This window comes from Rhodothermus bifroesti, assembly GCF_017908595.1.
Lineage (GTDB): Bacteria > Bacteroidota > Rhodothermia > Rhodothermales > Rhodothermaceae > Rhodothermus > Rhodothermus bifroesti.
Genome location: NZ_JAGKTL010000003.1, coordinates 197,251 through 217,036, shown reverse-complemented (window position 1 = coordinate 217,036; position 19,786 = coordinate 197,251). Strand labels below are relative to the sequence as shown.

Here is a 19,786-nt window from a genome sequence, read left to right as displayed (position 1 = left end):
TATGGCTTCCTATATCCTTGCGATTGACCAAGGGACCACCAGCACACGTTGTTTGATTTTCGATCGTGCAGCGCAGCTGGTCAGCCTGGCCCAGCAAGAGCATAAGCAACACTACCCAAAACCAGGCTGGGTAGAGCATGACCCGCTGGAGATCTGGCAAAACACCCAATCGGTCATCCGTACGGCCCTTTCGCAGGCTGCCTTAAACGGCCGCGAAATCGCTGCCATTGGCATAGCTAACCAGCGCGAAACCCTCGTCGTTTGGGATCAAAGCACCGGCCAGCCTTACGCTCCCGCGATTGTTTGGCAAGACACGCGTACCGATGCCCTCTGCCAGAAGCTAGCCCGCGACGGCGGCACAGACCGCTTTCGCACACAGACAGGCCTGCCCCTTTCCACCTACTTCTCTGGCCCTAAGCTACGCTGGCTGCTCGACCGTCTTCCTGAACTTGAACGCGCTGCCCGAAACGGCCAGGCGCTGTGCGGCACCATCGAAAGCTGGCTCATTTGGAATCTTACCGGTGGTCCCCAAGGCGGCGTGCATGTAACCGACGTGACCAACGCCAGCCGAACCCTCCTGATGAACCTGCATACGCTGGCGTGGGACGAAGACATTCTGCGCGCTTTGGATATCCCCCAAGCAATGCTGCCGCGCATTGTCCCATCCAGTGCACCAGAGCCCTGGGGATTCACGCGAAAAGACGGCCCCCTAGGCGCAGAAGTCCCGCTCACCGCTGCCCTGGGAGATCAACAAGCTGCACTGATAGGGCAGGGCTGCTTTGAACTCGGAGAACTCAAAAATACCTATGGCACCGGCTGCTTTTTACTGCTCCACACAGGAATGCAACCCGTGCCCTCTCGGCATGGCCTGCTGACTACAGTAGCCTACCAGTTGGGCAACCAACCCGCCACGTATGCCCTGGAGGGGTCCGTCGCTATCGCCGGGGCCTTAGTACAATGGCTGCGGGACAATCTGGGCTTTTTCACGGAAGCAGCCGAAATTGAAGCCTTAGCCCAGCGCGTGCCCGACAGCGGAGGCGTTTACATGGTACCCGCATTTTCCGGCCTCTTTGCCCCCTATTGGCGCAGCGATGCCCGTGGATTGGTGATTGGGCTTACCCGCTACGTCCGCAAAGAACACCTTTGCCGAGCTGCCCTTGAGGCTACCGCCTATCAAACACGCGACGTAGTAGAGGCAATGACCCAAGATGCTGGCTTTGCTCCCCGGTTGCTCAAAGTAGACGGCGGCATGGTACGCAACGCACTGCTCATGCAATTCCAGGCCGATGTGTTGAACCTGCCTGTCTTGCGCTCTGCCTTCGCCGAAGCCACCGCCTTAGGAGCGGCCTTTGCGGCTGGACTAGCCATTGGCTTTTGGCCCGACCTGAACACCCTGCGCACCTTATGCACTTATGATCAGCGTTGGGAGCCTCGTATGGACGCTGCCACACGCGAGCACCTCTACCAAAATTGGAAACGGGCCGTAGAACGTGCACTTGGCTGGCTTGTTTAGGGGATGTTCAAGGGCAGTGTGCCAGCAGTGGTTTCAAGCCAATGCGAACCGCAGCGACGATAGGCATTGCGCAAGGCCTCAAGCCCATCTGCTCGGGGTTCCAAACCCGAAAGGTGCAATAGCAGCTCAGCATGAAGCCGCTCAAACCTGTACCCATGCTGCTCTGTCCGATCGCGTGCAGCCACTAAGTACTGTCGTGCCCGTTGGGGCGCACGACCTTCCAAAAGAAACAGCTCAGCTAATCCCAAATAAGCATAGGCAATACCCCGATCGTCGCCTGTAGCCCGAAAAAGCTGTAGCGCTTGCCGGAAACGCTCGCGGGCTTGCGCCAAAGCATCTGTCATCTTCAACAGCGTTCCCTCACCCCAAAGCGTGTAGGCATAGCTCACCCGGTCCCCGATCTGCTGGTAGCGCTGTTGGGCTTGCGCAAAGTAGTGATGGGCAGCTTCGGTCTTGCCCAACATGCGGTAGGCATTCGCAATTCCACAAGCCGCATAGGCACGACCAAACAAATCGTCGCATGCTTCGAGGATGCGTTCGGCCGCCTGGTAATAGGCCAAAGAGGCGTCGTATTCCCCTCGCATGCGGCTTAAACCGCCCAGTGCGCAGCGGACGTACCCCTCGGCCGTCGAGGGCTGCTCGTCTTGGAAGATTTCTAGGGCTGCAAGCAAGCAATCCTGCGCTTCCTCAAAATCACCGCTTAGGCGCAATGCCCCACCTAAACTCCAGAGCGTATAGCCATAGCCTTCAGTGTCCCCTTGCGCTTGGTAATAGGCCAGTGCTTCGCGAAAGCAACCGATGGCCTCTTGCAAGTCGCCCAAGGCTCTTCGGGCCATCCCTTCGCCCACACGGGCATCCATGCCTAGCGAGGCATCGCCCAGCCTACGTGCTAGCGCCTGCACACGTGCGTAGAGGCGAAGTGCTTGCCGAAAGCGCCCAACCAGGCGAAGCGCATGCGCTGCCTCAAGGTAGGCTGCAGCTTGCTTATCGGGATGTTTTGGTAGCAGCCGAGCAGCGGCCAGGTAATGCTGTGCCGCTTCAGCAAATCGGCTTTGGGCATGCGCCTTACGAGCCTGCCGCCATAACGCAGCGGCTTGGCTACGTGAAAATGCTGGCGATACCATGGAGCTTAAGCAAGGTTGAACAAAAAAGCCCAGTCCACCACTGGACTGGGCTACTGGCGTGCCCGGGAGGATTCGAACCCCCGACCTTCTGATCCGTAGTCAGACGCTCTGTCCAGCTGAGCTACGGGCACACCGGTTGTGGGCGGTTAAAATACACGCAGCATGCCTGCGCGGGCAAGCTGCCGCCTGTGAAAATGCATCGCGTTATACGCGACCCTGCGGAGCAGGTTCTGCCGGACCTATAGGAAAGCGGTTAAAGTCTTCCAGAAAATAAAAATGATGGGTCGGGCCATGGCCGCTGCCCAAAGGTAGGGCATGGCGGATGGCTTCAGTCACATACTGTTTGGCCCGACGCACAGCTTCTAGGAGTGAAAATCCTCGGGCCAAGTTGGCCGCAATGGCCGAGGCATAGGTGCAACCGGTCCCATGCGTGTGGGGCGTATCGATGCGGGGTGCCCGAAAAACCTCAAAGCGCTGCCCATCGTAGAGTACATCGACCGCCTCAGCCATCTGCGCCAGGTGGCCCCCCTTGACCAGCACGGCCTCAGGCCCCATAGCCTTTAGGCGCTGAGCGGCCTCATAAAGGTCTTCTATGGTCTGAATCTTTACTCCAGTCAAATGCGCAGCTTCGTGAGCATTGGGCGTGACCAATGTGGCTAGCGGCAGGAGACGCTCGCGCAGCGTGGCAACTGCATCAGGTCGCAAAAGGGGATAACCACTTTTGGAAATCATCACTGGGTCGACCACGAGCGGGCGTAGTTGCCAGGCCTCCACTTTGCTGGCCACCAGCTCGATAATTGCAGCCGAAGAGAGCATGCCCGTCTTGGTAGCTGCAATGGGCAAATCCTCGCACACCGCATCGATCTGCGCTTCGATCAAGTCCAATGGCAGTTCAAAAGCCGCCGTAACGGCTTTGGTGTTTTGCGCCGTGATGGCGGTGATGACCGAAGCGGCAAACACGCCGTTCGCCTGCATGGCCTTAATGTCGGCCTGAATGCCGGCTCCGCCACCCGAATCGCTCCCTGCAATTGTAAGGGCTACAGGGGGAAGGGGTCGTGTTTGGGGTTGCATAGCGTGTGGTCTAGGCTTTTGCATGCATCTAAAAACGCCCGAACGGCTTGCTTAGGATCCGGGGCCTCCAAAATAGCGGAGACGACGGCCACGCCGTAGGCGCCCTGTTGCAAACAGTCTGACACGCGCTCTGGGGTAATCCCTCCCAAGGCCACTACAGGGATGCATACATTCTGGCAGACCGCTTTTAGCGCCTCTAGTCCGGCAGGGGGACGTTCAGGTTTGCTGCGGGTAGCAAAAACCGGGCTAAAAACCACATAATCGGCGCCCTCGGAAGCCGCCTGTTGGGCCGAAGCCACATCGTGCGCCGAGTAGCCCAAAAGCAGCTGGGAACCCACTTGGCGCCGCGCTTCGGCTACCGAGGGCCCCCGCAGGCCAACGTGCACGCCCAAACCCAGCTGCTGAGCAAGAGCCACGTGCGTGTTCACCGTAACAAGTACCTCAGGCCGCAGCGCGCGCAGCCTGCCTACCAATTCTTTGGCAACACGCGCAAAGGTAAAGACATCGACGCTGTGGTCACGAAGTTGCACCCAAGCCACACCAGCAGCAACAGCTTGCGCCACCCGATCAGCCCGCTTTGGATCTGTGAACCGATCGGCAATCAACAGCAAGCGAGGTAACGAAACGTTCATGAGCCTTAATGCCCTACGCGCCCTTCCAGCGGTGAAGAGGGTCGGGCATAAAAGCGTCGGGGCATACGTCCGGCTTTAAAGGCCAACCGGCCAGCTTCGACCGCATAGCGAACAGCACGGGCCATGAGCACGGGATGCTCGGCCTGAGATATCGCCGAGTTGACCAGTACGCCATCGTAGCCCAACTCCATAGCCATGGCAGCATCACTGGCTGTGCCGATGCCCGCATCAACAATTAGAGGGACATCGTCAATGAGCTCGCGAATCAGGTGCAGGTTGTACGGATTGACCACCCCCATGCCACTCCCGATTGGGGAAGCCAAAGGCATAACGGCTGCGCAACCCAGATCGGCTAGTTTGCGGCAGGTAATCGGATCGTCGTTCGTGTAGGCCAGTACCACAAAATCACGTTCAATAAGCTCCCGTGCTGCTTTTAGGAGCTGTTCGACATCAGGCAGCAGCGTTTCGTCGTCGCCAATAACTTCGAGCTTGATCAGATTGGTCGCTAAGGCTTCGCGGGCGAGTTCAGCTACCAAAACCGCCTCTCGGGCTGTGTAGCAACCCGCCGTATTGGGCAGCACCGTGTAGCCGTGACGCTCTAGTAGGGCAAGCAGACTTTCTTCGGAGCGGTCTTTAAGATTGATGCGGCGAATCGCTACGGTCACCAGCTCGGCACCAGCAGCTTTGAGCGCCTCAAGCATTGTCTGCACATTGGGATAGCCGCTGGAGCCCATCAGCAGCCGCGAATGTAACGTTAGGGGCCCAATGCGGAGCGGCTCATCGGCCAGCTGCAGTACGTCCCCCTCAATCGGCAAAGGTTTCATGGCTAACGTAGGATTATCCGCCTTGGCGGGCAGTTACCAGTTCAACCCGATCGCCAGGCTGAAGGCGCACCTCGGCCCATTGCGCGCGGCGCACCACTTCGTCGTTGACCGCTACGGCAATGCCGCGCACCGTCTCAGGATCCATTTCTAGATGCCACAGCAGGTCCGCAATCGACATACCTGCCGGCACTTCATACGGTTCACCGTTGAGTACAATGGGCATCGACTCGGTCAGCGCACTCATGGCAAGGTCTCAGAAGCCGTTAGGAATCGCTCAGGGGAAAACGGGGCTATCCAGTCGGAGGTTTCTCCAGTAAGCACCAGGTGGGCAATTTCCTGGGCAGTGATTGGCGTCAGGAGAATGCCGTGGCGGTAGTGTCCGGTAGCCAGCACCGTGCCTGGTGCTCCGTAGCCCAGCAGCGGTCGGTTGTCGCGCGTTCCAGGTCGGAGTCCAGCTAAAACTTCCTGTACAGGTAGATCATAAATGCCAGGCACGAGCTCCCAAGCGCCCTCCAGCAGTCGGTATAGCCCTCCGGCCGTAACGCGCGTGTCGAATCCCATTTCTTCCATGGTTGCCCCCACAATCAATCGCCCATCCCGCTTAGGTACCAGGTAGGCATCTGGTCCACGGACCACATAACGCAGCCCAAAAGGAGGTTCAATGCTTAGCACAATGACCTGTCCCTTAATCGGCCGCAGCGGCGGCTTCCAGCCTAACCCTTCGATTTCACCTGACCAAGCGCCGGCAGCTAAGATCACCACTTCGGCTTCAATGCGCTCTCCTTGAGCGGTGCGTACCACCGGCCGTTTCACATCGGGCTCAATGGCGACCACAGGTGTTTGCTCACGGATTTGTCCGCCTGCTTTTTCAAAAGCAATGCGCAAGGCTTCGACCAGCCGTCGGTTATCGACTTGATAGGTCTCCGGTGCATGAATCGCCCCGGCCAACCGTGGTGCTAGAAACGGCTCCAACGCCAGCGCCTCTTCCCCACTCAACCACGCGACGTTGAGCCCTTGCTCTTTCGCAAAGCGATAGATGCGGCGGTAGGCCTCAGCACTGTCGCGGTCGGGTGCCACCATGAGCGCACCTTCCGTACGCAGGTCGATCGAAAGACCGCTAGCAGCTTCGAGTGCCTGTGCATAGTCGGGCCAGCGCCGTAAACTTTCTTTACTAAACTGATAGAGCTCAGGCTCTTCAAACTGAATCTCGGCGTCAGGCGCCAGCATACCGGCCGAAGCCCACGAAGCTGCACGGCCTACCTGGCTTCGCTCGAGCAGCAATACCGTCTTTCCCTGGCGGGCCAGTTCCCAACCAATGGCCAAGCCAATCACGCCGCCGCCTACGATGCAAACCGGTTGCTGTGACATGGCGTATGTAGCAAGTTTTTCGGACAGAGGACACTTTTAAAGTATAACGTCGCCCTTGCTACGGGTTCAATCGTAGTGGGAAAATCATGCAAGCTTCACCTCGGATTGCTGTTGTGGGCGCTGGCCTTGCGGGCGCGTGTGCAGCCTTCGCTCTTGCACCTTATGCAACTGTAACCGTTTTTGAGGCAAGTTCGTCCCAAGCCGAAGCGTTTCGTGCCCAAGGCGGACTGGTTCATCCGCTCATGACGCGGCGTGCACGCCCCAACTGGCGCCATGAAGAAGCGCTTCAGGCGCTAGAGCGCTTGCTCGAGGCCACTGGCGTACGTGTGCAACGAGGACTGCTGCGGGTGGCCTTTGAAGCGCGTCAATATACCGATTTTCAGGAAGCAGCGCGCCGCTACCCACAGTGGGCCTCTTGGCTTGCGCCCGAAGCCGTCCGCGACCACTTTCCGCAAGTACATGCCCCCTATGGAGCTCTGTGGATCCCCAGCGGCCTTCTGGTTCCCGTCGCCACGTTGATCCAAAGCTTATTGGCGCATGCTGGCGTACCAGTACATCGCGGCGTAGAAATCCTTGATTGGCAAGAAACGGCCACGGAAGTCGTGCTCCAGGCAGCCAACGGCGCAGCGTATACGTTTGACTACGTCGTGCTTGCTCCAGGCTATGGCTACGTGCGCCACCCAGAACTGGCACGGCTGCCCCTTCAGGGGGTTAAGGGACAAGCGATCGCGCTCAGCAGCCTTCCAGAACTCGGCCATTTACCGCCGGTTGTAGCCAACGTCCATGTGGTTTTTGGGCCAGATCACTTGCATGTAGGGAGCTCCTATGAGCTCACATTCTCCAGCTTAGCGCCCTCACCAGCCCAAAGCCTTCAATTGCAGGAACAAGCCGCCTACTGGGTACCTGCTATAGCACGTGCAACATTTAAAGAAGCCTGGGTAGGCGTACGCGTTATTCGTCCCTTGCAACCCTTACCCGTACTTAGCCCTCTACCAAGCCGGCGGCGGGTCTGGCTTTTTTCAGCGCTGGGTTCACGTGGCTTGCTCTTTGCACCGCTTTTAGCCTCTTGGCTGCCCAAAGTGCTCTTTGAACCTGAGCGGCTACCCCCTGAGGTGCGACTGACCAGAGCCTAAGGCACCGAAAGCGCATTCCTTCACGGGTGCTTTGCGAAGAAGCGTGCTTAAGGAATCGTTTTTATCCCCTTTCGGGTATTATGTTTATAGTCCATCAACGCCGAACACAAACCATCCGAAAGCCATCATGGTTGAGGTCACAACGTCCCGTATTGCCGAGCTGTTGGGCGACGAAGCCGAATACCTTCTCGAGCATCGGTGTACCACAATCCCTAAAGAAATGCTGCATTTGCCCGGACCGGACTTTGTCGATCGGGTCTGGAAGGACTCCGATCGCAATCCGCGGGTGCTCCGCGCCATGCAGGAGCTGTTCAATACAGGCCGGCTGGCCGGCACGGGCTACCTGTCGATCTTACCTGTCGACCAAGGCATTGAGCACAGCGCAGGCGCCAGCTTTGCCAAAAATCCGGAATATTTTGATCCCGAAAACATCGTTCGCTTGGCTATTGAAGGCGGCTGCAATGCGGTAGCCACAACATTTGGCGTGTTGGGGGCCGTGGCCCGCAAGTACGCCCACAAGATTCCCTTCATTTTAAAGCTCAACCACAACGAATTGCTCACCTACCCCAATACTTACGACCAGATTTTGTTTGCCCGTGTTAAGGACGCCTGGAACATGGGCTGCCTGGGGGTAGGGGCCACGGTCTACTTTGGTTCACCGGAATCGCGTCGCCAGCTTCAAGAAGTCAGCGAAGCGTTCGCTTATGCCCACGAACTGGGGATGGTGACGATTCTTTGGTGCTACCTGCGCAATAACGCCTTCAAAGTCAACGGTGTCAACCACGAAACGGCTGCAGACCTTACAGGCCAAGCCAACCATCTGGGCGTAACCATCGAAGCTGACATCATTAAGCAAAAGCAGCCCACGCACAATGGCGGCTACAAGGCCCTGAATACCGGCGACTCAAGCTACGGTAAGCTGGACGAGCGCATCTACACCGAGCTGACCAGTGAACACCCCATCGACCTAACACGCTACCAGGTAGCCAACTGCTACATGGGCCGCTGCGGCCTCATCAACTCCGGGGGAGGGTCTAAGGGAAAAGACGACCTGCGAGAGGCGGTGCGCACAGCCGTAATCAACAAACGGGCTGGGGGTATGGGGCTCATCTCAGGACGTAAAGCCTTTCAGCGCCCCATGTCAGAAGGCGTTGCCCTGCTGCACGCGATCCAGGATGTGTATTTGAATACTGAAATCACCATCGCCTAAACAACACTTTTTCCCTCCTTCTTCGCCCCTCCCTTATAAGGGAGGGGCACATTTATTTTTGTACTGCCCCCAATACTGATTCCCTAAAGGTAAAAGAGCCTTTAGCATAGGCTAAAGTTTAACCTTAGAGACTACCTGCACAAGTTTGACCACGCCATGGGCGTATCCTCGTGAATCAGCTTTTATGCTTTGCTCGTAAGCAGCGTACATGCTCTAATCTTGCGACCTACCATGAACACGCTAACCCCAGCCAGTGTAGACGCGCTGCTTCCGCTCTATCCGGAATGGGTACAAGAACTGGCGCGCCGCTACTTTACGAAAACAACGAACCAGTTCATCTTGCACGGCAACGTGCGCGATTTAATTCCGCTACCCGAACCCGATGGCTTTCGTTACGTCCCGTTGCGGGACTTTCTGCGCGACGATTTGTTTGCGCCCCGCGATCTGGTGCTTTTTTATGACCGCTCGACAGGCTTGCAGTTTGCCAACCCAGCTACGCGCGAAGACTTTTTCCGTGCACTGGAAGGCTTTGATCAACTGTATGGTAGCAGCTACGCCCGACAGCTTCCACGCGACCCTGTGCGGGTCTTTACGCTGCTGGAACGTTACTTCCGGCTGCGCCTAGCCGAAGGTCGCCGCATCGCCTGCATCATTGACTATGCCGAAACCATTGTGCCTGCCACAGAGGGCGCCTTTGCTAGCAGCGAAGATCGCGATGCGTTGGTTTTTCTGCTTAAGTGGTCGCATGACCCCCTGCTGCTGCAAAGCGATTTTACACTATGCCTGATCACAGAGAACCTAACCGATCTGCACCGCCAGTTGGTGCAAAATCCCTACACCGCTGCGCTGCGCCTGCCTTTACCCGACGAAAAGGTGCGGCAAAGCTTTATCGAAAGCTATCTAGGTAGCCAAACCAAAGCGTTTCTTGAACGCTCCGAGCTGTCCCCCGCTGTGCTGGCCCACCATACAGCAGGACTCAACCTTATTCAGCTCCGAACCATTTTGGCTGATGTGCTGGAAAACCACACGCCGCTGAGTTTTGAGCGTCTGGTAGCGCTGAAAAAAGCCTTCATCGAAGCCGAGGCCTATGGGCTTCTAGAGTTTATTGAAACGAAGTACACGCTCGACATGGTAGCCGGCCATCATCGGGCCAAAGCCCACCTGCGTGCAGCAGCCCAAGCGCTTCGCCAGGGTCGCTACGAGGTGCTTCCCATGGGATACTTGGTAACGGGCCCGGTTGGCACCGGCAAAACATTTCTGATCACCTGTTTTGCCGGTGAAATTGGCATTCCTATGGTCCGACTCAAAAACTTTCGCTCGCAGTGGCAAGGCGTCACTGAGGGGAACCTCGAAAAGATCCTCACCCTGCTTGAAGCCATGACGCCTGTAGCGGTCATGATCGACGAGGCTGATGCCGCCTTAGGCCATCGCGAGGCAGAAGGCGACTCAGGTGTGTCAAAGCGCGTGTTTGCACAAATTGCTTCGTTCATGAGCAACCCGGCCCACCGCGGGCGCATCTTGTTCTTTTTACTCACTGCACGACCCGATCTCATGCCTGTTGACCTCAAGCGTCAAGGACGGGCCGAAGAACACTTGGCACTTTTTTATCCTTCTTCGCAACAAGAGCGTGATGAGCTGCTTGAAGTTATGCTACGCCGCACGGGAATCCCTCTCTCGCTCGAAGAAGTACCCTCGGCCCTGCGAAAGGGTGAGCGGGCCTTCAGTGGCGCTGAACTAGAAGCCTTGTTAACCCGTGCTAAATTTCGGGCTGCGGCACAAGGCCTCGAGGAAGTGACCCCGCAAATCCTCCAGGAGGTAGTAGACGACTTCCTACCGCCTACCTACCCCCTGGAGATCGAGTTGCAAACCCTGGTAGCTGCGCTAGAATGCACGAGCCGCGAATTGCTCCCCGAGCCACTGCAAAACATGGATCGAGAAGCAATGCTGGCCCGTGTAGAAGCTTTAAAACAACTCCTAGCGATACGCTAAAACGACCGCGCTTAAGAGACTTCTCCCTCTGCAGAGGTCTTTCGGGACCGACGACGACGCGTCGAGACCGGTGGAGCTTCTACCTGTTCTCCCAAAAGTTTGAGATATAAATCGTAACTAATAAGCACAGCGTACGGCTCATTGTTCTTCTGAATGAGAATGCCTCGTTCGATACCTTTTGCATGCTCCACGAGCTCTGAAGTCTTTGAGCGCAGTTCCGTAATCGTGGCTACAGCGTCAATCCCCTTAGTGCTATACATGGCGTACCTCTAGATTAGATAAAATTTGTAATACTATGACGAAGATATAAATGAACCTTAAAAGAGAAAGTTTCGCAGTAAAATCTATCCTATTCCACTCTAAAACATAAGCAGAAATTTTTTCACCTTTCAGTTTGAATAATACGCTACGTATTCTTTCGTAGTCTAGCCTGCTTTCTCCCTTGATGTATAGACAAGCTGCAGCTGTGACTGTATATTTTACCGATTGCTTACCGTTTAGTCCTTGTGCCAAAAAATCACGATCATGCTGCTCCAAAGGATTGGGTTTATTTTGTTGGTAGCGCTTCCGAGCGCATCCCAGGCACAAAATCGCGCTGCCGAATCAGCTCCTTCCCCCCCGGTGGTAACCCGTACCTATGCAATCACGCAAGCCCGCATTGTTGTCGCACCGGGCCGCATTATTCCTCAGGGAACCGTGGTCTTGCGCAACGGCCTTATCGAGGCTGTGGGTCCTAACGTTAGTGTACCTCCCGATGCGTTTGTCATTCAAGGCGATTCGCTGGTTGTATATGCAGGGTTTATTGATGGGCTTTCCCATGTAGGCATTCCGGCTCCGAAACAGGAGGAAACACCCCCACAGCGGTCTGCGAATCCAGGCAATCCACCTCCTGAACGCGCAGGACTAACCCCGGAGCGTGACGTACGCGTGCTGCTTAAGCCCGATGATCCCTCGGTGGAGCAGTTGCGACGCGCGGGCTTTACCTTAGCCCATGTCGTACCCCGCGAAGGCATGCTTCCCGGGCGCGGCGCCTTGGTTCTTCTACGCGGCAGCTCGGCAGACGCCATGATCTACCGCAGTGATGCTTCGCTGTTTGTGCAGCTTGAGCCCGCCCGTGGCGTTTATCCGGCCACCGATATGGCCGTGCTGGCCCGCTTTCGTCAGCTTTATCGCGAAGCAGCGCGCCGCCACCATCTCAACGCGCTCTACGCAGCCAATCCCTCGGGCTTAGAGCCGCCTCCTTACGACGCCGTGCATGCCGCCTTCTTCCCTGTGCTTGAAGGGAAAAAACCAGTGTTTTTCTACACGGAAGACGCACTGGATCTTCACCGCGTTTTGGCCTTGCATCGAGAACTGAATTTCCCTGTTGTACTGGCTGGTCTGGCTGGCAGCTTCGATATCCTTGAAAAGCTCCGTGCGTCAAACATACCCCTATTTCTCACGCTCAACCTCCCTGAAGCGCCGCGGGATACAGCAGCTAAGGCAATCGCGCCCTCTGATGATTCCTTAGCTGCACAGTATCGTCCAAATTTGCGCGTTGTAGACTATCGGAATACCGAAGCCGAAAGGCAAAACCTGAAAGCACGACAAGCGCTTGAGCGCATCAAATACTATGAGACAGCCAGCCGCCTGCATGCAGCCGGTTTGCGCTTTGGATTTTCAACACGCGACGTTGAACCGAAAAAAATTGCTGCACATTTGCGCACGATGGGAAAACATGGGCTTTCGGAAGAGGCTGCCTTGGCGGCTTTGACCATCGATGCTGCACGCTTGCTCGGTATAGATCAAGCCGTAGGAACGGTTGAACCCGGGAAACTGGCCAATCTGGTGATCACCGATGGTCCGCTGTTTAACGAAAAAACGCGCATTCGCTACGTCTTTGTAGCCGGTGAACTTTTCGAGATCAAAGCACCTGAGGAAGCCCGACGTCCCCCAACCGAAACCCCACTACCAACGGCCGACGGCACCTGGAGCTGCACCGTCAGCTCGCCAGATGGACCCGTCGACGGCACGTTGCGCATTCGCCAGGGGAGCGGTACCATCTCCAGCAGCGCCTTGCCGCAACCAGCCACCCTGGAAAACTTCCGGCTACAAGGCCAGCAACTGACGTTTGGCTTTTTTACCAGCGCATTTGGCCAGGTAACAGCACGCCTAACGCTGACAGGGCAGACTGCAGAAGGAAGCCTCGACGTTCCTGGTTACGGTACTCTACCGCTCCGCTGCCACCGAACCGAATCGCCACAAAGGTAAAAAAACGCTTTAGCCTATGCGTAGACACTGGGTTTTTGCCCTGGGATTTTCTGCAGTGCTTGCTGCGCTTCCTGCATACGCGCAGCGCAAAGGTGACCTGCTCATTCGCAACGGTACCGTACTTACCGTTACCCAGGGTACACTTGCCAACACCGACATTTTGATCCGTAATGGCAAGATTGCTGCCATTGGTCAGAACCTTACAGCTCCCCCTGGGATTGAGGTCATCGATGCCAGCGGTCTTTACGTAATGCCAGGCATCATTGATGCGCATTCCCACATTGCCATCTCTAACGTCAACGAAGCCACCAACCCGGTCACGGCCGAGGTGCGCGTGGGAGACGTGCTCAACCCCTATGACATTCGCCTATATCGCGCGCTCGCTGGCGGCGTCACAGTTTCCCATGTCATGCACGGCTCAGCCAACGTTATCGGCGGACAGAACGTGACCATCAAACATCGCTACGGCGAGACGGACCCCGAAGCACTCCGTATGGAAGGCGCTCCGCGAACGATTAAGTTCGCTTTAGGCGAAAACCCGACGCGCGTGCACGGCCGCAACAGCAACGTCCCCCCGCTCTCCCGTATGGGTGTTGAATTCGTCATCCGCGACGCCTTTCACAAAGCCCAACGTTACCGCGAGGCCTGGGATCGGTATGAACAAGAACGTCGTCGCAATCCCAGGGCTGTGCCTCCCCCCTATGACGCGCGCCTTGAAGTACTGGCCGAAATTCTCCGAGGCAACATTCTCATTCACTGCCACGCTTACCGTGCCGATGAAATCCTGATGCTCCTGCGTGTGCTGAAAGACTTTGGCATCCGTCGCGTTGTCTTTCAACACGTAAACGAAGGCTTCAAAGTAGCGCCTGAGCTGGCTGCCTTTGGGGCTATGGCCTCGGTGTTTTCCGACTGGTGGGCCTATAAATTTGAAGTGTACTACTCCACCGCTTACAATGCCGCAATCCTTACACGTAACGGCGTCATCACCTCGATCAACTCCGACTCTCCAGAGCTTAACCGCCATCTTTACCATGAAGCCGCCAAAACGCTGAAATATGGCGGCCTTAGTGAAGACGAGGCGCTGGCACTGATCACGATCAATCCTGCCCGCCAGCTTGGCATTGAAGACCGCGTCGGCTCCATTGAGGTTGGGAAAGATGCCGACTTAGCCCTCTTTAGCGCGCACCCACTTTCCATCTACGCTGTGTGCAAGAAAACCATTGTTGATGGGATCGTGCGCTTTGACGCCGACCGTGACCCCGACGACATGCGGCTGCGTGTCGATCCCGAGCAGCCTGTCGAGTTGGCGATCACGCCTCAGACACACCACGAACGCTGCCTACAAGACACAGATTTCTTCGCATTGCTCACCGAAATCACGCAGGCACCATGAAACGGCTGTGCTTCTACGGACTTCTCTTCGGGCTGATGACAGGACCAGCCGCTGCCCAAAGTTCTAGCACACCGCAGGCGCGGCAAGGCGTGTTTGCCTTAACCAATGCCCGACTGGTCACCATCACCCAAGGCATCATTGAAAATGGAACGCTCATTATTCGCGGGGATCGCATTGAAGCCTTGGGGCAGAACATTCCCATTCCCCCTGAGGCAGAGGTGCTCGATGCCACTGGTCTGGAAGTGTATCCGGGCTTTATTGATAGCGGTACGCGTTTGGGCCTGACCGAGATCGAATCACTCCCCGAAACGCGCGACTACCGTGAGCTGGGCGAGCTGAACCCTCAGCTCGAAGCGCTCACGGCTGTGAACCCCAACTCCGTGCTTATCCCTGTAACGCGGGTCAATGGCGTCACTACCGTACTCACCGAACCCGAAGGCGGCCTGCTGCCAGGCACCGCCGCACTGATCAACCTGTTTGGCTACACACCCGAGCACATGCACCTAGGCGGTGTTCGGCTCATGGTGCTGCAGTTTCCCTCCAAAGGCCGCCGCAGCCCTTTTGATCGGCGCAAGCCGGAAGAAATTGAAAAAGCTTTTCGAGAAGCGATGCAGAAGCTCGACGAAATCTGGGATCGAGCAATGCTCTACGCCCGCATCGACTCGGCTTACCGTGCCAATCCCGAACGTAACCCGCAACCCCTGTATGTGCCAGAAATGCAGGCACTGCTACCCGTGTTACGCGGGGAAATGCCCCTGCTTCTCAAGGTCGACCTGGCGCCCGATATTCTTGCAGCCTTAGAGTGGATCCAAAAACGCGGCTTGAAGCGTGTTATCCTTAGCGGCGTAGCCGAGGGTTGGCGCGTGGCCGACAAAATCGCCGCAGCCGGCATCCCCTGCCTGGTAGGCCCTGTGCTTGCCCTACCTACCCGTGAATCAGACCGCTACGACAAACCCTACGCCAATGCCGCGCTGCTGCACGCGGCTGGTGTCAAAATCGCACTCCGCACCGGAGAAGCCGAAAACGTCCGCAACTTGCCCTATCACGCCGGATTTGCCGCTGCCTATGGCCTGGGACGCGAAGCAGCCCTTCGGGCCGTCACCATCAATCCAGCAGAAATTTTTGGTGTAGCCGATCAGATCGGTTCCTTAGAAGCAGGCAAAAAAGCCACGCTGTTTGTGACCGATGGCGATCCCTTTGAACCACGTACGCAGGTACGGTACGTATTTATTGAGGGCTACGCGATCCCTCTGCACAACCGCCAACTGGAGCTGTATCACGAATTTCTCCATCGCCAGCCCGGTCTACATCTCCAGTCGGCAACCGATTAAAGCAGACGGAATATGGCATACACCAGCAGACTGACCACGCCAGCGCCTACCGTCAATGCCCGGATTGCTTGATCAATACGGTAGCGCATAACTACTTATTTTTTAATTACACACGGCAGGGCAGTTAGGGGCAAGGAATATACCGGGCTTGCGCTTTAAAGATCAAATGCTCCAAAAGGGGTAAAATGCGCTTTTTTCATGCGCCTTTGGCGCAAGCTTTACGTTTTGACTACGCCAGGCATCACAAAAGCTCCCTTTTCGCTTCGAAAATTCCCATAACCTATTGTAAATCTGGTATGAAGCAGTGCTTTCCCCTGGTCTTTTGGGGGATGCTTTTGGCGCTGGGTGCTAGTGCCCAGGTTGGGGAAGTCCCCTATCCGTACCGGGCCTATCGGGGTTTAGTGGTTGCCGAGCATGCTGCAGCCGCAGCAGCGGGGTTGGAAGTGCTGCAACGCGGGGGCAATGCTGTTGATGCTGCCGTGGCCACAGGTTTTGCGCTGGCTGTCGTATTGCCCTCAGCTGGCAACCTGGGGGGCGGCGGCTTTATGGTTATCCGATTTGCTGATGGCCGTGCGACCACGATCGACTTTCGTGAAACGGCCCCTCGTGCTGCCACACGCGACATGTTTTTGGATGCCCACGGGCGCTTTGTGCCCGAGCGCAGTCAGGAAGGCTACCTGGCCGTTGGGGTGCCTGGCACGGTAGCTGGACTGCTACTAGCGCACGCCCGCTATGGTCGTCTTTCTCGAAGCGAGGTGCTTGCACCGGCCATCCGTTTGGCCGAAACGGGCTTCCAGCTTACGCGCACGCAAGCTGCCCAGCTCAACGCCTTACGCACGGCTTTTCTACGTTATCCTTCAACGCGCAAGTACTTTACCAAGGACCAGCCTTTTCGAGAAGGTGAACGGTTCATCCAAAAAGACTTAGCCCAAACGTTACGGCGCATTCGCGACAAAGGCGTAGACGATTTTTACCGCGGCCAGACAGCAGACCTGATCGTGGCCGAAATGCAACGTGGCGGTGGTCTGATCACGCATGAAGACCTAGCGACTTACCGTGCGGTTGAGCGCCCTCCCGTAGTCGGCACCTATCGCGGCTATCGCATACTATCGATGGGGCCTCCTTCAGCTGGGGGTATTGGACTCATTCAGCTGCTCAATGCCGTTGAGCCGTTTGACATTAGCCGCATGGGCTTTGGCAGTAGCGCTACGCTGCATTTAATGGCCGAAGCGATGCGTTGCGTGTATGCCGATCGGGCCTACTGGCTCGGGGATCCCGACTTCGTAACCATTCCGGTGCAAGGCTTGCTGAGCAAGGCCTATATGCGGCAGCGCATGGCCCATTTTCGCCTGGAGCAGACCGACACCACGCACTGCCGTTTGCACGGCGACCCACTGGCCTTCGAGTCACAAGAAACCACGCACTACTCCGTAGTAGATGAAGAAGGGAATGCGGTTAGCGTCACCACCACGCTGAACGGCTCCTATGGCGCCCTGGTTGTGGTTGACGGGGCTGGATTTTTTCTCAACAACGAAATGGACGATTTCAGCGCGGCGCCTGGCGTGCCCAATCTCTACGGGCTGATCGGATCCGAAGCCAACGCGATCGCGCCAGGCAAACGCATGCTCTCTTCAATGACCCCAACGATCATTGAAGATCCCCAGGGACGCCTGTTTTTGGTGCTGGGCACACCCGGCGGCGCAACCATTGTGACGACCGTTTTTCAGCTGGTACTCAACGTCATTGATCACGGGATGAACATCCAGCAGGCTGTGCTGGCGCCGCGCATCCACCACCAAGGATGGCCACCCGTGCTCTATTATGAACGACGCGGCTTCCCGATGGATGTGATCGAAAATCTGAAGCGGCGAGGTTGGAACGTCCTTGAGCGTGAAGGGACGAGCGGTCGGGCGCATGCCATCCAGGTACTTTACGATCCAGATCCGCTAGCCCCAAGGCCTTACACCGAACGGGTGTATTTGGCTGGCGTGGATCCTCGAGGAGAAGGCGCAGCAGCCGGCTATTAAGGGATCACCACTCGTTTTCCTCTTTGGTCACGCCCATTTCTACAGGCACCGGATAGTTGGCCGTAAAGCAAGCGTTGCAATACCCCAGCCCATTGGGATGAGCCGAGTGCACAGCTTCCATTAACCCTTCCACCGAAAGATAGGCTAATGAATCGACGCCAAGCCAACGCCGCATCTCTTCAATGCTGCCAAACTTGTTTGCCAAGAGCTCTTCGGCACTCGGGAAATCCATGCCATAAAAGCAAGGGCTAATTACGGGTGGCGAGGCAATGCGCAGATGTACCTCACGCGCACCGGCCTGCCGGATCATGTGCACCAAAAAGCGCGAGGTTGTACCGCGCACGATGGAATCGTCCACCACCACCACAATGCGGTCGCGCAAAACGCCTTCTACCGTATTGAACTTGCAGCGGACCTTCATTTCGCGTCGGTCCTGGCCAGGGGCGATAAACGTACGTCCTACGTAGTGATTGCGGATGAGACCAATTTCATAGCGGCATGGATAGCCCAGCTTTTGGCATTCGGTGGTATAGCCTAAAGCAACCGTATTCGAAGAATCGGGGACCGAGATGACGATCGGGGGCTTTTCCTCGGGCGCTACACGCGGCACTGGAGCCTCATGCGCCAGTTGTTTACCCAGCTTGCGGCGCACCTTATCGACCATTTCCCCAAAAACCTTGGAGTCAGGCCGAGCAAAGTAGACGTACTCAAAGATGCACTGGCTCACCCGGTAGCGCCGAGGTAGCCAGTAACGGGCAAAACTTCCGGTAGCACAGCCTTCCTGATCGATTACCAGGATTTCACCAGGTTCAATATCGCGCAGGTATTCCGCACCGATCAGGTCAAAGGCGCAAGTTTCGCTAGCTACGCAGTAGGCCCACGACCCGTCGTCGTTGCGCAATCGTCCTAAGGCCAATGGCCGGAAGCCACTAGGATCCCGTACTGCGATTAAGCTGGTGTCGGTCAAAATAAGCAGCGAAAAAGCGCCTTCAACTTGGGTGAGCGCATCGATAATCTGGTCGATTTGTTGCTGGCGGCGACTTTGCGCAATCAAGTGCAGGATGAGCTCACTATCGCTGGTGGTCTGAAAGAGCGTTCCCCGTTCGCTAAACGCCTGGCGCAGCTCACGGGCGTTTGAAAGGTTGCCGTTATGGGCCAGGGCAATATTGCCGTCACGGTAGTGCACCACAAAAGGCTGGATATTGGCCCGGTTGGTGGCTGAGCCACTGGTAGAATAGCGGTTGTGGCCAATACCGGCACGCCCCAATAGTTTTGTCTCAAAAATCGAGGGCTCACTGAACACGTCGAGCACCAACCCAAAGTCTTTGTGCACAGCCATAACCGGCCTTCGGCGTACCTCGTCATAGGTAGCGGTAACAATCCCTGCCGATTCCTGTCCGCGATGCTGCAAAGCATGAAGGCCGTAGTAGATCAGGCGGGCTGCATTCGGCGCATTATAGACACCAAAGATGCCACAATACTCTTTAAGTTCGCGCATGTCGCTGAGGCCTTAGCCCCGATGATGGTGGGTTATAAGAGAATGAAACCGACAGCCAATAGGATCCCGACGCCGTCGGCCACCAGGTCGCGATAGCTAAAGCGACGCGTTGCACCCACTTTCCAGTCATACAGTTCCTTACCTACCCCTACAAGAGCGGTACCGCCAGCGGCAAATGGCAGTGCCTGTTGTTCTGCCCAGCCTATTTTTTGCACTAGGGCATACTGCGTACTCAGGGTCCACAGAAAAGAAATGGCCGCGTGTTGCACTTTGTCGTAAGCCAACCAAGGGTCAGCTGGTTGCGCACGCGTTGGGGAAGTCGGCTGCGTGTAGCGGAGCTGAACCCACAAAAGGCGGGGATCTTCCGCGAGAAAAGGCCTCGGTGCCGTCGCCGTCCCAACCAAAAACAATAGAAGCAGCATC

17 protein-coding genes and 1 tRNA gene are annotated in these 19,786 nt (G+C 56.6%); 8 read left to right on the top strand and 10 right to left on the bottom strand.

Annotated elements, in window-relative coordinates; translation table 11 throughout:
* Window position 1: 1 nt before the first annotated feature.
* A complete protein-coding gene (gene glpK / locus J8E65_RS07855) occupies window positions 2-1,513 on the top strand; it encodes a glycerol kinase GlpK (protein ID WP_210375208.1) in 1,512 nt (503 codons plus the stop codon).
* On the opposite strand, the gene J8E65_RS07850 is transcribed toward glpK, so the two are convergent.
* The 7 genes from J8E65_RS07850 to thiO form a co-directional block, all read right to left on the bottom strand.
* A complete protein-coding gene (locus tag J8E65_RS07850) occupies window positions 1,510-2,637 on the bottom strand; it encodes a tetratricopeptide repeat protein (RefSeq protein WP_210375207.1) in 1,128 nt (375 codons plus the stop codon). The two genes, glpK and J8E65_RS07850, sit on opposite strands and share 4 nt — an antisense overlap.
* 54 nt (window positions 2,638-2,691) lie before the next feature.
* A tRNA-Arg gene (locus J8E65_RS07845) sits at window positions 2,692-2,768 on the bottom strand.
* A gap of 73 nt (window positions 2,769-2,841) precedes the next feature.
* Window positions 2,842-3,708 carry a bifunctional hydroxymethylpyrimidine kinase/phosphomethylpyrimidine kinase gene (gene thiD / locus J8E65_RS07840; RefSeq protein ID WP_210375206.1) on the bottom strand — a complete coding sequence of 289 codons (867 nt, stop codon included), beginning with the start codon at window positions 3,706-3,708 and terminating at the stop codon, window positions 2,842-2,844.
* Window positions 3,675-4,340: a thiamine phosphate synthase gene (locus tag J8E65_RS07835; RefSeq protein WP_210375205.1), complete on the bottom strand. Its 666-nt coding sequence runs from the start codon at window positions 4,338-4,340 to the stop codon at window positions 3,675-3,677. Before J8E65_RS07835 ends, thiD begins: the two co-directional genes overlap by 34 nt.
* Before the next feature lie 5 nt (window positions 4,341-4,345).
* Window positions 4,346-5,164 carry a thiazole synthase gene (gene thiG, locus J8E65_RS07830; RefSeq protein WP_210375204.1) on the bottom strand — a complete coding sequence of 273 codons (819 nt, stop codon included), beginning with the start codon at window positions 5,162-5,164 and terminating at the stop codon, window positions 4,346-4,348.
* Between the two features lie 13 nt (window positions 5,165-5,177).
* Window positions 5,178-5,408 carry a sulfur carrier protein ThiS gene (gene thiS, locus J8E65_RS07825; protein ID WP_210375203.1) on the bottom strand — a complete coding sequence of 77 codons (231 nt, stop codon included), beginning with the start codon at window positions 5,406-5,408 and terminating at the stop codon, window positions 5,178-5,180.
* Window positions 5,405-6,532 (bottom strand): glycine oxidase ThiO, encoded by a 1,128-nt coding sequence (thiO, locus tag J8E65_RS07820; RefSeq protein WP_210375202.1) that lies wholly within the window; start codon window positions 6,530-6,532, stop codon window positions 5,405-5,407. The genes thiS and thiO overlap by 4 nt, the downstream gene beginning before the upstream one ends.
* 86 nt (window positions 6,533-6,618) lie before the next feature.
* Between thiO and J8E65_RS07815 the strand changes: the two genes are divergently transcribed.
* The 3 genes from J8E65_RS07815 to J8E65_RS07805 all read left to right on the top strand — a co-directional run bounded on the left by J8E65_RS07815 (window position 6,619) and on the right by J8E65_RS07805 (window position 10,864).
* Entirely contained in the window at window positions 6,619-7,665 is a 1,047-nt protein-coding gene (locus J8E65_RS07815) for an NAD(P)/FAD-dependent oxidoreductase (protein WP_210375201.1), read from the top strand.
* Window positions 7,666-7,792: 127 nt separating this feature from the next.
* The gene (locus J8E65_RS07810; RefSeq protein ID WP_210375200.1) at window positions 7,793-8,875 is read left to right on the top strand and encodes a class I fructose-bisphosphate aldolase; all 1,083 of its coding nucleotides are present in this window, start codon (window positions 7,793-7,795) and stop codon (window positions 8,873-8,875) included.
* A gap of 231 nt (window positions 8,876-9,106) precedes the next feature.
* Entirely contained in the window at window positions 9,107-10,864 is a 1,758-nt protein-coding gene (locus J8E65_RS07805) for an ATP-binding protein (protein ID WP_210375199.1), read from the top strand.
* An 11-nt stretch (window positions 10,865-10,875) separates the two neighbouring features.
* Here J8E65_RS07805 and J8E65_RS07800 read toward each other — a convergent pair whose 3' ends face one another.
* Window positions 10,876-11,124 (bottom strand): type II toxin-antitoxin system Phd/YefM family antitoxin, encoded by a 249-nt coding sequence (locus tag J8E65_RS07800; RefSeq protein ID WP_210375198.1) that lies wholly within the window; start codon window positions 11,122-11,124, stop codon window positions 10,876-10,878.
* Between the two features lie 265 nt (window positions 11,125-11,389).
* On the opposite strand from J8E65_RS07800, the gene J8E65_RS07795 reads away from it, so the two are divergent.
* The 4 genes from J8E65_RS07795 to ggt all read left to right on the top strand — a co-directional run bounded on the left by J8E65_RS07795 (window position 11,390) and on the right by ggt (window position 17,865).
* The gene (locus tag J8E65_RS07795) at window positions 11,390-13,114 is read left to right on the top strand and encodes an amidohydrolase family protein (protein WP_210375197.1); all 1,725 of its coding nucleotides are present in this window, start codon (window positions 11,390-11,392) and stop codon (window positions 13,112-13,114) included.
* A gap of 16 nt (window positions 13,115-13,130) precedes the next feature.
* The gene (locus tag J8E65_RS07790; protein WP_237181779.1) at window positions 13,131-14,507 is read left to right on the top strand and encodes an amidohydrolase; all 1,377 of its coding nucleotides are present in this window, start codon (window positions 13,131-13,133) and stop codon (window positions 14,505-14,507) included.
* Entirely contained in the window at window positions 14,504-15,838 is a 1,335-nt protein-coding gene (locus J8E65_RS07785; RefSeq protein WP_210375196.1) for an amidohydrolase family protein, read from the top strand. The genes J8E65_RS07790 and J8E65_RS07785 overlap by 4 nt, the downstream gene beginning before the upstream one ends.
* A gap of 296 nt (window positions 15,839-16,134) precedes the next feature.
* Complete coding sequence (ggt, locus tag J8E65_RS07780; RefSeq protein WP_237181778.1) at window positions 16,135-17,865, top strand: gamma-glutamyltransferase; 1,731 nt, start codon at window positions 16,135-16,137, stop codon at window positions 17,863-17,865.
* A 4-nt stretch (window positions 17,866-17,869) separates the two neighbouring features.
* Here the strand turns inward: ggt and purF are convergent, their stop codons facing one another.
* Both purF and J8E65_RS07770 read right to left on the bottom strand, forming a co-directional pair.
* The gene (gene purF / locus J8E65_RS07775; RefSeq protein ID WP_210375194.1) at window positions 17,870-19,363 is read right to left on the bottom strand and encodes an amidophosphoribosyltransferase; all 1,494 of its coding nucleotides are present in this window, start codon (window positions 19,361-19,363) and stop codon (window positions 17,870-17,872) included.
* A gap of 32 nt (window positions 19,364-19,395) precedes the next feature.
* Window positions 19,396-19,785: a YfiM family lipoprotein gene (locus J8E65_RS07770; RefSeq protein ID WP_237181777.1), complete on the bottom strand. Its 390-nt coding sequence runs from the start codon at window positions 19,783-19,785 to the stop codon at window positions 19,396-19,398.
* Window position 19,786 lies beyond the last annotated feature (1 nt).